We start from the raw sequence: 13439 nt of genomic DNA, 5'->3' as shown, positions 1-13439 counted from the left end.
AAAAGGTGCGGGCCGCCGTCGTTGGCTGAGTCTTTGCTAATGCTCTGATGCCTTTTGGGCTGATTCGACGCGGACTTCCTTGCCGTCGCAGTCGAGGAGTTTGCCGTCTTCGAAGCGGTCGCCGTCCACCAGGCACTTGATGTCCTGTTCCTGCACCACGCGTTCGGTGCCGGCCACAAAGACGGACTGGTTGTCCGAGTTGCCGGCCTTGAGGTGGTTGAACAGCAGGTTCAGCAGGATGGCCATGACCGCTGCCGAGCTGATGCCGGAGTGGAAGATGGTGCTGAACCAGGACGGGAAGTGGTCATAGAACGACGGTGCGGCAATGGGGATCATGCCGAACCCGATGGAGGCTGCCACCACAATCAGGTTCATGTTGTTCTTGTACTCCACCTTGGACAGCGTGCGGATGCCGCTGGCGGCCACGGTGCCGAAGAGGACCACGCCGGCGCCGCCCAGGACGGGCGTGGGGACGGCTGCGACAACCCGGCCCAGGACCGGAAGCAGGCCGAGGACCACCAGGATCAGGCCGCCGGCGCTGACCACGAAGCGGCTTTTCACGCCCGTGATGGCCACCAGGCCCACGTTCTGGGCGAACGCACTCTGCGTGAAGGAGTTGAACAGCGGGGAGATGGCGCTGGAGAGCATGTCCGCGCGGAGGCCGTTGCCGATCCGCTTGGAGTCCACCTTGGTGCCCACGATTTCACCCACCGCGATGATGTCCGCTGACGTTTCGGTCAGGGTGACCAGGATGACGATCAGCATCGAGATGATGGCCGCGATCTCGAAGGTGGGCGGGCCGAAGGCGAACGGGGTGGGGAAGGCGACGATTTCGCCCTGGCCCACCTTGGAGAAGTCCGCCATCCCGAACGCGAAGGCAATGCCGGTGCCGAGCACCATGGCCAGGAGGATTGATAGCCGGGAGATGGCCGCGCTGCCCACCTTGCTCAGGAGCAGGACGATGCCCATGGTGGCGGCGGCGAGGCCGATGTTGGCCATGCTGCCGTAGTTGTCCGCTTTGTTGTTGCCGCCCATGGCCCAGTTGGCGGCCACGGGCATCAGGGTCAGGCCGATGGTGGTGATCACCGTTCCGGTCACCACGGGCGGGAAGAAGCGGATGATCTTCGAAAACAGCGGGGTGATCAGCAGGCCGATGAGCGAGGCCGCGATGACCGAACCGAAGACGGCCTGGATACCGCCGCCGCCGTGGACGATCGCCACCATGGTGGAGACACCGGCGAACGATACGCCCTGGACCAGGGGGAGCTGGGATCCGAAGAAGGGGACGCCGATGGTCTGGAGGATGGTGGCGAGGCCGCCGACGAAGAGGCAGGCCGCGATGAGCAGGCCGATGTCCTGCGAGGACATGCCGGCCGCGGCGCCGATGATCAGGGGAGGTGCGATGATGCCGCCGTACATGGTGAGGACGTGCTGGAAGCCGTAGGCGAATGTGCTTCCCAGCGGGAGCCGCTGGTCTTCCGGGCGGCCCGGCCGGGCGCTGTGTCCGGCGGCTGCGGCGGCCGGTTTCTTCTTGGTGTTCATGGCAGACTTTCTTGGTTCATGGCAGACGTCATCGTCTGGCTAACGTTGTCTGGCTAACAGGTGAAGCTGTGGGGTGGTGTGGACGGGCTCAACCACCGTGGGTTGGGCCCGTCCACGCCAAAAAGCGGCAGGCTTTAGCAGAAGCCGGCGATGCCGGACCAGGCTGCCGGTGCTGCGGTGGCGTCGTCGCGCTGGACGGTGGCTTCGATCAGGCCGTACGGGCGGTCGGCTGCGAAGAACACTTCGTTGGGGTTGTCCAGCCCGAAGGGGGACAGGTCCACCAGGAAGTGGTGCTTGTTGGGCATGGAGAACTTGATCTCGTCGATCTCGCTGTGGGCTTCCAGGACCTTGGTGCCCATGTCGAACAGGGTCTGCTGCAGGGCGTGGGAGTACTTCTCGGTGAAGCCTTCAAGCAGGAGGCCCTTGACGTCGTCGTAGCTCTTGTTGAAGTCAAGGGTGCTGAAATCGGTACCGGTCTTGAAGCGCCAGCGGGCCGAAACGTCCGTGGCGAGGATACGGTCAGTGGTTTCCGGGAGGGTGGTGTATCGGTCCCGGGGGTAGCCGACGAAGCCTGATTCAGTGGACTTCAGGACGGTCAGGTCCTTGAGCCCCGAAACCAGGTGGCTGGTGGCGCCGTCGCGGACCAGGACCGCGGTGCGGACTTCCTGGCCGTTGCGGACGAACGAATGGTCGTGTTCGCTGCCGTGGGCCTGGATGCGGTTCCAGGAGTAGGACTCGGCTTCCCAGCGGCCGCCGCTGACCCAGTCGAAGCTGGAGGTGAAGTGCTCGCCGAGGCGCAGCAGGAATGCTTCCGGGGAGCCGATGCCGTCGCGGGCGAAGGCGTAGATGGTGTTCTTCTGGGTGTCCGTGGCCACCACGTGGGCGTTGTCGCCCTCCAGGTGGGCCGCGGAGAAGTCGCCGCGCAGCTGCGAGGTGACGTTCAGGTCTTCGATCTCGTGGCGGTTGGTGTCCCTGGTGATCTTGACGACGCGGACTTCGGCCTTGCCGTACTGGTTTTCGCCGAGAATGATCTTGCTGCTCATGGTCTTTTCCCAATCTCCGGTAAGTGGAACCAAGGTTCCATCACTGAAATTAAGCGCGCATTTCAAGCGCGTTTCCGGTGGAGCCGACCCAACAAAAAAGAGCCGGCATCCATTGATGCCAGCTCATTACGACCCTGCCTGCTGCTCCCAGGTTACGTGACCTGCGCCACGAGTTGCCTAACAGCGTACCCCCGCAAACCGGTGGTGTACATCACAAGTTGAAAAATCCGATTGTGACCGGCACGCCGGAAGCGACGGACGCAGGACCATTGACTCAGCGTTGGGAATCCCTCTAGTCTTTTCACATAGCAAAATCAAGTTTCCGTAATACGAAATCACAAAACGAGGAGGATCAGATGTACCAGCAGGAGTCACAGGCAGTTGCACCGGCGAACACGGCGGGCAGTGCGGTCCCGGAGTTCTACCTCCCCCTCGGCGGCGGCACCGATCCGGACTTCTACGTTCCGGAGGACCGCGTCCACGAACCCAGCCGCTTCTCGCGCTGGATTTCCGCCCTCCCGGGCTTCGGCCGGCAGCGCTAATCCCCCGGCCGGCCGGGCCATTCCTTTCCGGCCCACGGATCGTAGTCCGCAATGAGGTCTTCCTGGCCGGGCCGCTCCGCGTCCGGGACGTGCTGCAGGTTGACCCGCACCCGGTACCAGAGCGAGCTTGAACCCCGCATCCCGTCCACCAGGATGTCCGCGGGCTGCAGGGATTTGACGACGACGGCGTGCCCGGACTTCCAGTCCTCCAGCGCCTTGAGCGCCTCCGGCTTGGTTTTGGTGCGCGCCACCTCGATCAGCGGCATCAGGGATTGCCGGCGCCCGGTGCCGTTCGCGCCGCGGGGCGCCTTTTCTGCCGGGCCCAGCTCCTTCGCCAAAGCCAGCAGCCCGTCCAGCGAGCCGGCGGCGCCGTCAATGCCCGCGTGCGGATCCCCGATGTCCGCGAACCGTCCCATGACCGTGGGGACCGTAAACCGTTCCGGCCGGACAGTGCGGACCTCGTCCCAGGTGAGCGGCGTGGACACCCGCGCATCGGGCAAGGCGCGCACCGAGTAGGCCGATGCCACTGTGCGGTCCTTGGCATTCTGGTTGAAGTCAACGAACACGCTCTCGCCGCGCTCCTCCTTCCACCAGCGCGCCGTGGCCAGGCCCGGTGCCCGGTTCTCCACCTCGCGGGCCAGGGTTTCGGCGGCCAGCCGGACATCCTTGTAGGACCACTCCGGCGCGATGCGCACCAGGATATGCAGCCCGCGGGATCCGCTGGTCTTCGGCCAGCCCACCAGCCCCACGTCGTCGAGGACTTCCTGCGCCACATAGGCCACGTCCACGATCTGCGACCAGTCCACGCCGGGCATCGGGTCCAGGTCCACCCGCAGCTCGTCGGGGTGCTCCAGGTCCTCGGCGCGGACCGGGTGCGGGTTCAGGTCCAGGCATCCGAGGTTCACCACCCACGCGAGGCCGGCCGAGTCCCGGATGACAGCTTCCTCCGCCGACGTCCCGGAGGCGTAGTGCAGCGTGGTGGTGTCGATGAACGGAGGATGGTTTTCCGGGACGCGCTTCTGGAAGAACGGCTCGGCGTCGATGCCCTTCGGGAACCGCTTCAGCACCATGGGCCTGCCGCCGGCGCCCCGCAGCGCACCGTCCGCAACCGCAAGGTAGTACCGCACCAGGTCCAGCTTGGTCAGCCCCGGCTCGGGGAACACCACTTTGTCCGGGCTCGAGATCCGGACCTCAACACCCTCGATGTCCAGGATTTCGGCCGGCGTCTTTGACGGAGTCATGGCGCCACGCTAGCAGCGGCGCTGGTGCCTGTCAGCCGTTGACCAGCCTGCGCGCTGCCGTGGAGTGCTCCGCAATGAGTGCGGGGATGTCCAGCCCGGGGATCCGGCCGTCCACCACGCGCCACTGACCGCCCACCATGACCCGGTCGGCCCTGTCGGCCGCGCACAGCAGCAGCGCCGCAATGGGGTCGTGGCCGCCGGAGAAGCGGAGGTCGTCCAGCTTGAACAGGGCGAGGTCGGCCTGCATCCCGGGTGCCAGCTGGCCCAGTCCCTTCCGGCCCAGCACCGCCGCCGAGCCCCGTGTGGCCCAGCCGAGCGCGCGCTCCACCGGAACGTCCGCACCATAGCGGAGGCGCTGCAGGTAGAGGGCCTGCCGGGCTTCGAGGATCATGTTGGAGGCATCGTTCGACGCCGAGCCGTCCACTCCCAGCCCCACTGGAACGCCCGCGTCCTCCAGTTCCAGGACCCGGGCCGTTCCCGAGGCGAGGCGCATATTGGAGGTGGGGCAGTGCGCGACGGCGGTTCCGGCCGCGCCGAGGCGGCTGATCTCCGCGTCGCTGAAGTGGATGCCGTGACCCAGCCAGGTGCGGTCCGTCAGCCAGCCGACGCTGTCCAGGTAGTCCACGGTCCGCAGCCCGAACCGTTCCCGGCAGAAGTCCTCCTCGTCCAGTGTTTCGGCCAGGTGCGTATGGAGCCGCACATCCAGCCGTTCGGCAAGGGCCGAGCTTTCGGCCATGATTTCCTTGGTTACCGAGAACGGCGAGCAGGGGGCCAGGGCGATCTGGATCGCCGCGTCGTCGCCGGTTTCGTGATACTCCGAGACCAGGCGCTCGCTGTCCGCCAGCACCACCTCCGGATCCTGCACCGTGGACTGGGGCGGCAGGCCGCCGTCGTCCGTCCCCAAGGTCATGGAGCCGCGGGTGAGCGTGGCGCGCATGCCCAGCCGGCGCACCGCGGCCACCTCGATGTCGATGGCGTCTTCCAGGCCGGCCGGGAACAGGTAGTGGTGGTCCGCCGCGGTGGTGCAGCCGGACAGCAGCAGCTCGGCCAGGGCAACCGTGGCTGCGAGTTCGAGGTCCTTCGGCGTGAGCCGCGCCCACACCGGATACAGGTTCTGCAGCCAGGGAAACAGCGGGGCGTTGGCTACCGGCCCCCATGCGCGCGTCAGGGTTTGGTAGAAGTGGTGGTGGGTGTTGATCAGCCCGGGGAGCAGGACGTGGCTGCCGGCGTCGAAAGTCTGGGAGCAGGGTGCGGAGGGCTGCTGGCCCGCGGCGAGGACCTCCGTGATGGCACCGTTGCTGATGACCAGGCCGCCCGAGGCGTCGAGGGAATTGGCGGTGAAGGCAGCCAGGGGATTCCGGATCCAGAGCCGGGCAGCGGCATCAGGAGTGGCGGAAGCGGGGGTGGGAAGAGTCATGGAAGGCATCCTTGTCTGAGCGGAGTTCTGCACGTTCCAGCTCAGTGAGGCCCTGTCTGCTGATCCAGGTGGCCGGCTGCCAGCTGCCTTGCGGCGGGGCGGTCCGGGTCCGCACCAGCGTAGGGAATGCGGTGACCTGCGTCAATGGCCGCGGAATGTGACCGGTGGCCTGCCGGGAGTGTGAGCACGACGTAACGTGGATTTCACATTGCGAAATTAAATTTCCAGAAACCTATGGCGTGGATCACAAACCGGTGCTAATCTCGATTCTGCCAAAGGCGGGCACCCGAACCCGGGAAGCTATCTACCAGGCGCAACTAAACCTTCACAGCACATGCTGAAGCCTGGTAACCGTTCGCACCTGGTTCCTCTGGTCCTTTGCGCGGCTTCAGGCTTCCCGGCACTAAGGAAGTCGCATCATGAGTACCACCGTCACGGCCGAGCAGTTCCTGGCCCGATCCATCCGGCTGGCAACAGCCAACGTCCTCAACAGTGGCGGGCCCTTCGGCGCCATGATCGTCACCGCGGACGGCAAGACGTTCGATGGCGTCAACCGCGTCACCGCGGACAACGATCCCACCGCCCACGCCGAAGTCACAGCCATCCGCACCGCCTGCCGCGAGCTCGGCACTTTCGACCTCAGCGGCGCCGTCCTCTACACCAGCTGCGAGCCATGCCCCATGTGCCTGGCATCGGCACTCTGGGCCCGCGTGGAGCGCGTGGTCTTCGCCGCGGACCGCCACGACGCCGCCTCCGTGGGCTTCGACGACGCCGTCTTCTACGAGTACTTCGACAACCAGGACAGGGACTCCCTGATGCCGGTTTCCAAGCTGGAACTGGCCGATCCCCAGGCACCGGCCCCGCTGGAGCCGTTCAACACCTGGAACACGCTCGAATCCAGGATTGACTACTAGGGCCCGGTGGCTGACATGACAATCCTGGACAACTCCTCTGAAAAGCAGGCTGCGCTGTTCCCGAATGGGGACAACAGTGCAGAGCCCACAGGGACACGCGACACGCAAACGGCAACCGGGCGGGGACGGCAAGGAAGCACCCCGCCGGCGCCAAACAACATCCTTGACCGGTTCTTCCAGATCACCCGGCGCGGCTCCACCGTGGCCCGCGAATTCCGCGGCGGCCTGGTCACGTTCTTCACCATGGCGTACATCGTCATCCTGAACCCCCTGATCCTGGGCGGCTTCAGCGCGGACAACGCCCCCACCGACGTGGCGGGCGGCTGGCTCTCCGCAGCCCAGGTGGGGGCAGTCACCGGCCTCACGGCGGGTGTCATGACCATCCTCTTCGGCCTCATCGCCAACCTTCCGTTCGGCCTCGCGGCCGGCCTCGGCATCAACTCGTTCCTGGCCGTTTCCGTGATCCAGGAGGTCACGTGGGCCGAAGCCATGGGCCTGGTGGTGATCAACGGCATCCTGATTGTGCTGTTCGGCGTCACCGGCGCCCGGACCGCCATCTTCCGGGCGGTACCCAAGGAACTCAAGGCCGCCATCACCGTGGGCATCGGCCTGTTCATTGCCTTCATCGGCTTCGTGGACTCCGGCTTCGTCCGGCCCACCGCGGGAGGTCCTCCCGTCCAGCTGGGCGACGGCGGCTCCATCACGTCCGTGCCCACGCTCGTGTTCGTCGTTGGCCTCCTGGCCATGGGCATCCTGGTGGCCCGCAAGGTCCAGGGCGGCCTGCTCATCGGCATCGTCGGCACCACCGTGCTGGCCGCCGTCGTCGAAGCCTTCATGAAGATCGGCCCCGCCAGCGCCACCAACCCCGGCGGCTGGCACCTGAACACCCCCGTCCTGTCCGGCCAGCTCGTGTCAGCTCCGGACCTGGGCCTGGTGGGCCAGTTCGACCTCTTCGGCTCGTTCGCCAGGATCGGCGGACTTGCAGCCACCATGCTGGTCTTCACCCTCGTGTTCACCAACTTCTTCGACGCCATGGGCACCATGACCGGCCTGGCCAAGAGCGCCGGCGTCGCACACAAGGACGGAACGTTCCCGCGGCTCAAGTCCGCCTTCATCGTGGAAGGCTTCGGCGCTGTTGCCGGCGGTGCCACCTCCGGTTCCTCCAACACGGTCTACATCGATTCCGCTGCCGGCATCGGCGAAGGGGCCCGCACCGGCCTGGCCTCAGTGGTCACCGGCGTGCTGTTCCTGGGCTCGATGTTCCTCACCCCGCTCACCAGCGTGGTGCCGCTGGAGGTCGCGGCCGCGGCCCTGGTGGTGGTGGGCGCCATGATGATGGCCCAAATCCGCGAGATCAAGTTCACCAAGTTCACGGTGGCGCTGCCGGCATTCCTCACGATCGTGACCATGCCGCTGAGCTACTCGATCGCCAACGGCATCGGTGTGGGCTTCGTCAGCTGGGCCATCATCGGCGCCGCGTCCGGAAAGGCGAAGAAGATCCATCCGCTCATGTGGGTGGTCAGCGCCGGGTTCCTGGTGTACTTCGCCCGCGGGCCCATCAACGCCCTGCTGGGCGGCTGACCCGCCGCGCGCCCCTTCGGCCGCGGCAACCTTCCCCAACCACCTGCGAGGAACGACAATATGGACACCACCGCCGCGCGGAAGAAGGAGCACCGCAATGCTTGACCTGATTCCCCTGCTCGGCAGCTGGACGCCCCACCTGGGCGGACGGTTTGCCGTTGCCACCATTGTTGGTGCCGGCGGTTCGGTGCCCAGGCCAGTTGGCACCTCCATGCTGGTCGCTGAGTCCGGGGCTGTGCTGGGCAGCCTCTCCGGCGGATGCGTGGAGGGCGCCGTGGTGGCGCTGGCGCAGGACGCCATGGACGACGGCGGCAGCCGCCGCAGGACCTTCGGCTTCAGTTCCACGGATGCCTTCGCCGCCGGGCTCACCTGCGGCGGAGAGCTGGACATCCACGTGGAACCGGTGTCCGCCGCAGTGCCCGGCGGCACGCCGCACCCGCTGCGCGCAGCCCTCATCCACCTGGCGGGCGGCATCGCCGGCGAACCCGTTGCCCTGGTGCGGCGCCTGTCACCGGACGGCGCCGCCGGGGGAGGGGCCGCCGTCGTCCTGCCGGATCCGGCCAGTGCCCACGCGGCGGCACCGGAACTCGCGGCGCTGTTGAGTGCCGTGGGATCCGGGCGGGAAGGGGCGGAAATTCCTGCTCTTCTCCAGGCGCTGCTGCGGACCGGCGGTACCGGATTGGTTCCGCTGCCCGGTCCGGACGGGTGCCTTCCGGACCGGGCGGCGGGCAGCCACGGCGAACCTGCCTTGCTGGTGGAATCCCGGCTGGCTCCACCGCGGATGCTGGTGTTTGGCGCCAATGACTTCGGCGCCGCCCTGGTGCCTGCGGCCAAGCTCCTCGGCTACCACGTGACCCTCGTGGACGCCCGCCCTGCTTTCGCCAGCCAGCCCCGGTTCGCCGCCGCGGATGCCGTGGTCACGGACTGGCCGCACCGGTACCTGGCGGCCGAGGCAGCGGCGGGCAGGCTGGACAGCCGCACCGTGGCGGCCGTCCTCACCCACGACCCCAAGTTCGATCTTCCGCTCCTCGAAACGGCCCTCGGCCTCGACCTCGCCTACGTGGGGGCCATGGGGTCGCGGCGCAGCCACCTGCAGCGCGTCGACAGCCTGCTCAGTGCGGGCATCCCGCCCGGCCGGATCGCACAGCTCCATTCACCCATCGGCCTGGACCTCGGCGCCGTCACCCCGGCGGAGGTGGCCGTGTCCATCTCGGCCGAGCTCATCGCCGCCCGGACCCGCGCCGCCACCGGCATTCCGCTCCGGGACCGTTCCGGGCCCATCCACGGGAACTACGTTGGCCAGGCTGCGATTACCGGTCCGTCGGCGCCCACCACCCTTTACCAGCAGGAGAACGCATGGACATGAACACCATCGAGGCAGTGGTCCCCACCACGGACCCCGCACAGTGGCGCGACGGCGACGCCTGGCTCGCCGGCGGCACGGTCCTGTTCTCCTATGGCAGCTATGCCTTCGGACCCCAGCCCGTCAAGCGCCTCCTCGACCTCGGCGCAGCAGGCTGGACAGCTGTCACCGTCACCGACGACGGGATCGACCTCGCCGCCACCTGCACCATCGCCGAGCTGTACCGCCTCCCGGAATCCCCGGACGCCGCAGGCCTGCCCTGGCCGGCGCTGGACCTGGTCCGGCCGTGCTGCGATTCCTTCGTTGCTTCCTTCAAGGTGTGGAACATGTCCACCGTGGGCGGCAACCTGTGCACCGCACTGCCCGCAGGGCCTGTCATCTCGCTGTGCGCGGGATTGGACGGCGTGGCCACCATCCTGGGCCCCGGCGGTACCAGCCGCAGCGTCTCCGTGACCGACTTCGTGACCGGGGACGCGACGAACTGCCTGGCACCGGGCGAGCTGCTCCGCAGCGTCCACCTCCCGGCGTCGGCCCTGTCATCCCGAACCGCCTTCCGCCGCCTGTCGCTGAGCAACCTGGGCAGATCCGGGGTGCTGCTGATTGGAAGGCTCGACGGCGGCACCGCGTTGGTCCTGACCGTCACCGCTGCGACCAAGCGGCCCGTACAGCTGCGCTTCGACACGATCCCGGACGCCGACCACCTGGCGGCCGCGCTCGAGGACGCCATACCGGCCGCCCTGTACCACGATGACATCCACGGGCTCCCGGCTTGGCGGCGGGATATGACCTACCGGCTGGCCGAGGAAATCCGTACCGAACTGGCAGCGCCTGAGGGCACAGGAGCGGCGGGCCCCACCGTGTCCGGCGACTTCTGGCCTCCCCGGAGCACCCCGGCCTCCGGGTCCACAGCACTTCCGAAAGGGGCCTGACCATGGCCATCAACATCAACGGCGCACCGGCCGAAACGGATCCCCGCCCGGGCCAGTGCCTCCGGACCTTCCTCCGGGAACAGGGAAACCCCGGCGTCAAGAAAGGCTGCGACGGCGGCGACTGCGGAGCCTGCACGGTCCACGTGGACGGCACGCCGGTCCACAGCTGCATCTACCCCGCCGTCCGTGCCGAGGGGCACTCGGTCACCACCATCGAGGGACTGGCCGCCGCATCCGGCGCCGGTCCCGGCCTGCACCCGGTGCAGCAGCAGTTCATGGAGCGGCAGGGTTTCCAGTGCGGCTTCTGCACCGCCGGCATGGTGATGACTGCCGCCACGTTCGACGACGAACAAAGGGACAACTTGCCCCGCAACCTCAAGGGCAACCTCTGCCGCTGCACGGGCTACCGCGCCATTGCTGACGCCGTCTGCGGCCACGCGGGGCACCCGGATCCGCAGGGGCAGGGCTCGGGTATCGCCGGGGCAAGCCAGCCGGACCCGGAACACGGCCAGCTCGGCGACGACGTCCCCGCACCCGCCAGCCGTGCGGTGGTCACCGGCGCGGCCCGCTACACCCTGGACATCCCGCAGGACCAGCAGCAGGCACTGCTGCACCTGAAGATCCTCCGCTCACCGCACGCCCACGCACGGGTGGTGTCCATCGACAAGGACGCTGCCCTCCGGGTCCCCGGCGTGGTGGCTGTCTTCACCTCCGACGACGCCCCGGAGCAGCTGTTCTCCACCGCCCAGCACGAACTGTTCACCGACGATCCGGACGATACCCGGGTGCTGGATGACGTGGTCCGGTTCATCGGGCAGCGCGTGGCCGCCGTAGCCGCCGAATCCGTAGCTGCCGCCGAGGCAGGCGTGCGGGCGTTGAAGGTTGGCTACGAAGAACTGCCCGCCGTCTTCACGCCGCAGGATGCCTTGCGTCCGGGCGCCCCGCTGGTGCACGGTGACAAGGACGGCGCCACCGCGCGGATCTCCCGTCCGGACCGCAACGTGGTGGCTGAGCTGCATTCCGAGCTGGGAAGCGTGGCGGATGGGTTTTCAGCCGCAGACTTCATCCACGAACAGACCTACCGGACCCAGCGCGTCCAGCATGTGGCCCTTGAAACCCACGCGGCTATTGCCTCCATTGATGCCGAAGGGCGGCTCCAGGTCCGTACCTCCAGCCAGGTTCCGTTCCTGGTCCGGCGCACCCTGTGCCGGGTGTTCGGGCTGGAAGAGGACCGGGTGCATGTGGTGGCCGGGCGGGTTGGCGGCGGCTTCGGTGGCAAGCAGGAAGTCCTCACCGAGGACCTCGTGGCGCTCGCTGCGCTGAAGCTGAAGCGGCCCGTCCAGCTGGAACTCACCCGCACCGAACAGTTCACCGCCACCACCACGCGGCATCCGTTCACCATCAAGCTCAAGGCCGGGGCCAGCAAGGACGGCCACCTCACCGCCCTGGAACTGGACGTCCTCACCAACACCGGAGCCTACGGAAACCATGGCCCCGGCGTCATGTTCCATGGCTGCGGCGAATCCCTGGCCGTGTACAAGTGCGACAACAAAAAAGTGGACGCCCACGCCATGTACACCCATACGGTCCCGGCCGGGGCGTTCCGCGGGTACGGGCTGAGCCAGATGATCTTCGCAGTGGAGTCCGCCATGGACGAACTCGCCGCCGGCATCGGCATGGACCCCTACGAGTTCCGCCGCCGGAACATGGTGCGCGAAGGCGACCACATGCTGTCCACCCACCCGGACCCCGAGGAAGACGTGCACTACGGCAGCTACGGGCTGGACCAGTGCCTGGACCTGGTGCGCGGTGCCCTGGACCGCGGCCTGGAACGGTACCGGGCGGCTGGGCTGGACCAGCTGGGACCGGAATGGATGACCGGCGAGGGTGCCGCGCTGTCCATGATCGACACCGTGCCGCCGCGCGGACACTTCGCCCACTCGCGGATGCGGCTCCTTCCCGACGGAACGTACCAGGCCGACGTCGGCACGGCCGAGTTCGGCAACGGCACCACCACCGTCCACGCCCAGCTTGCCGCCACCGCCCTGTCCACCGAGGCTGCCCGGGTGGCGGTCCGGCAGTCCGACACGGACCTGGTGGAGCACGATACCGGCGCGTTCGGCTCGGCCGGCACGGTGGTGGCCGGAAAAGCCACGCTCGCTGCGGCAGAGGAGCTTGCTGTCCGCATCCGGGCCTTTGCCGCAGGGATCCGGCAAACCCAGGCCTCCGCCTGCGTCCTCGAGGGAGACGCCGTGGTGGTGGACGGGACAGCCGTGGCACTGTCGGAACTGGCGCAGGCAGCTGCGGAAGCCGGCGTCGAACTCGCTGCCGAAGGCCGCTGGGGTGGAACCCCGCGATCGGTGGCGTTCAACGTGCACGGCTTCCGCGTGGCGGTGAACCGGAATACCGGCGAACTGAGGATCCTGCAAAGCGTGCAGGCCGCCGACGCCGGTGTGGTGGTCAATCCCCGGCAGTGCCGCGGCCAGATCGAGGGCGGCATTGCCCAGGCCATAGGTGCCGCGCTGTACGAGGAAGTGGTGGTGGACGACGCTGGTAAGGTCACCACGGACATCCTGCGGCAGTACCACATCCCCACCTTCGCGGACGTGCCGCGGAGCGAGGTGTACTTTGCCGATACCAACGACAAGCTTGGCCCGCTCGGTGCCAAGTCCATGAGTGAAAGCCCGTTCAACCCGGTAGCGCCCGCGCTGGCCAACGCCATCCGGAACGCCACCGGAGTGCGGTTCGCGTCCCTGCCCATTGCCCGGGACCGGATCTACCTGGGGCTGAAGGAGGCCGGGTTGGTGCCCGCGGACCACGTCCATTCCCAGCCGGTGCGGTGAACCGGCGGGCCGTAAAATTCCGGT

Annotated in this window: 10 protein-coding genes; 6 read left to right on the top strand and 4 right to left on the bottom strand. The window is 67.6% G+C overall.

The features are described from left to right. Positions 1-36: 36 nt before the first annotated feature. Both BLT71_RS17975 and pucL read right to left on the bottom strand, forming a co-directional pair. A complete protein-coding gene (locus BLT71_RS17975) occupies positions 37-1542 on the bottom strand; it encodes a nucleobase:cation symporter-2 family protein (protein ID WP_091723045.1) in 1506 nt (501 codons plus the stop codon). A 134-nt stretch (positions 1543-1676) separates the two neighbouring features. Continuing rightward, positions 1677-2585 (bottom strand): factor-independent urate hydroxylase, encoded by a 909-nt coding sequence (gene pucL, locus BLT71_RS17970; protein ID WP_091723042.1) that lies wholly within the window; start codon positions 2583-2585, stop codon positions 1677-1679. Positions 2586-2941: 356 nt separating this feature from the next. Here pucL and BLT71_RS17965 point away from each other — a divergent pair, with 356 nt between their 5' ends. Further along, on the top strand, positions 2942-3127 hold the full coding sequence (locus BLT71_RS17965) for a hypothetical protein (RefSeq protein WP_091723039.1): 186 nt from the start codon (positions 2942-2944) through the stop codon (positions 3125-3127). Here BLT71_RS17965 and ligD read toward each other — a convergent pair. Next, positions 3124-4368 (bottom strand): non-homologous end-joining DNA ligase, encoded by a 1245-nt coding sequence (gene ligD, locus BLT71_RS17960; protein ID WP_091723037.1) that lies wholly within the window; start codon positions 4366-4368, stop codon positions 3124-3126. The two genes, BLT71_RS17965 and ligD, sit on opposite strands and share 4 nt — an antisense overlap. 31 nt (positions 4369-4399) lie before the next feature. Next, complete coding sequence (locus BLT71_RS17955) at positions 4400-5785, bottom strand: 8-oxoguanine deaminase (RefSeq protein WP_091723034.1); 1386 nt, start codon at positions 5783-5785, stop codon at positions 4400-4402. Between the two features lie 419 nt (positions 5786-6204). Here BLT71_RS17955 and BLT71_RS17950 point away from each other — a divergent pair, with 419 nt between their 5' ends. The 5 genes from BLT71_RS17950 (at position 6205) to BLT71_RS17930 (ending at position 13415) form a co-directional block, all read left to right on the top strand. Further along, the gene (locus BLT71_RS17950) at positions 6205-6699 is read left to right on the top strand and encodes a nucleoside deaminase (protein WP_045732180.1); all 495 of its coding nucleotides are present in this window, start codon (positions 6205-6207) and stop codon (positions 6697-6699) included. Positions 6700-6705: 6 nt separating this feature from the next. Next, complete coding sequence (locus BLT71_RS17945; RefSeq protein WP_091723032.1) at positions 6706-8280, top strand: NCS2 family permease; 1575 nt, start codon at positions 6706-6708, stop codon at positions 8278-8280. Positions 8281-8377: 97 nt separating this feature from the next. Continuing rightward, a complete protein-coding gene (locus BLT71_RS17940; RefSeq protein WP_091723029.1) occupies positions 8378-9646 on the top strand; it encodes an XdhC family protein in 1269 nt (422 codons plus the stop codon). Next, complete coding sequence (locus BLT71_RS17935) at positions 9637-10572, top strand: FAD binding domain-containing protein (RefSeq protein ID WP_091723026.1); 936 nt, start codon at positions 9637-9639, stop codon at positions 10570-10572. Before BLT71_RS17940 ends, BLT71_RS17935 begins: the two co-directional genes overlap by 10 nt. A 2-nt stretch (positions 10573-10574) precedes the next feature. Further along, positions 10575-13415 (top strand): molybdopterin-dependent oxidoreductase, encoded by a 2841-nt coding sequence (locus BLT71_RS17930; protein ID WP_091723024.1) that lies wholly within the window; start codon positions 10575-10577, stop codon positions 13413-13415. Positions 13416-13439: the final 24 nt, after the last annotated feature.

Origin of the sequence: Pseudarthrobacter equi, assembly GCF_900105535.1 — a bacterium.
Classification (GTDB): Bacteria; Actinomycetota; Actinomycetes; order Actinomycetales; family Micrococcaceae; genus Arthrobacter; species Arthrobacter equi.
This window is presented reverse-complemented; position numbering and strand designations above follow the sequence as displayed.

What these genes read in the sequence shown, in the direction of transcription:
- BLT71_RS17975 (WP_091723045.1), bottom strand. Translation starts at nt 1,542, where the DNA reads ATGAACACCAAGAAGAAACCGGCCGCCGCAGCCGCCGGACACAGCGCC.
- pucL (WP_091723042.1), bottom strand. Translation starts at nt 2,585, where the DNA reads ATGAGCAGCAAGATCATTCTCGGCGAAAACCAGTACGGCAAGGCCGAA.
- BLT71_RS17965 (WP_091723039.1), top strand. Translation starts at nt 2,942, where the DNA reads ATGTACCAGCAGGAGTCACAGGCAGTTGCACCGGCGAACACGGCGGGC.
- ligD (WP_091723037.1), bottom strand. Translation starts at nt 4,368, where the DNA reads ATGACTCCGTCAAAGACGCCGGCCGAAATCCTGGACATCGAGGGTGTT.
- BLT71_RS17955 (WP_091723034.1), bottom strand. Translation starts at nt 5,785, where the DNA reads ATGACTCTTCCCACCCCCGCTTCCGCCACTCCTGATGCCGCTGCCCGG.
- BLT71_RS17950 (WP_045732180.1), top strand. Translation starts at nt 6,205, where the DNA reads ATGAGTACCACCGTCACGGCCGAGCAGTTCCTGGCCCGATCCATCCGG.
- BLT71_RS17940 (WP_091723029.1), top strand. Translation starts at nt 8,378, where the DNA reads ATGCTTGACCTGATTCCCCTGCTCGGCAGCTGGACGCCCCACCTGGGC.
- BLT71_RS17935 (WP_091723026.1), top strand. Translation starts at nt 9,637, where the DNA reads ATGGACATGAACACCATCGAGGCAGTGGTCCCCACCACGGACCCCGCA.
- BLT71_RS17930 (WP_091723024.1), top strand. Translation starts at nt 10,575, where the DNA reads ATGGCCATCAACATCAACGGCGCACCGGCCGAAACGGATCCCCGCCCG.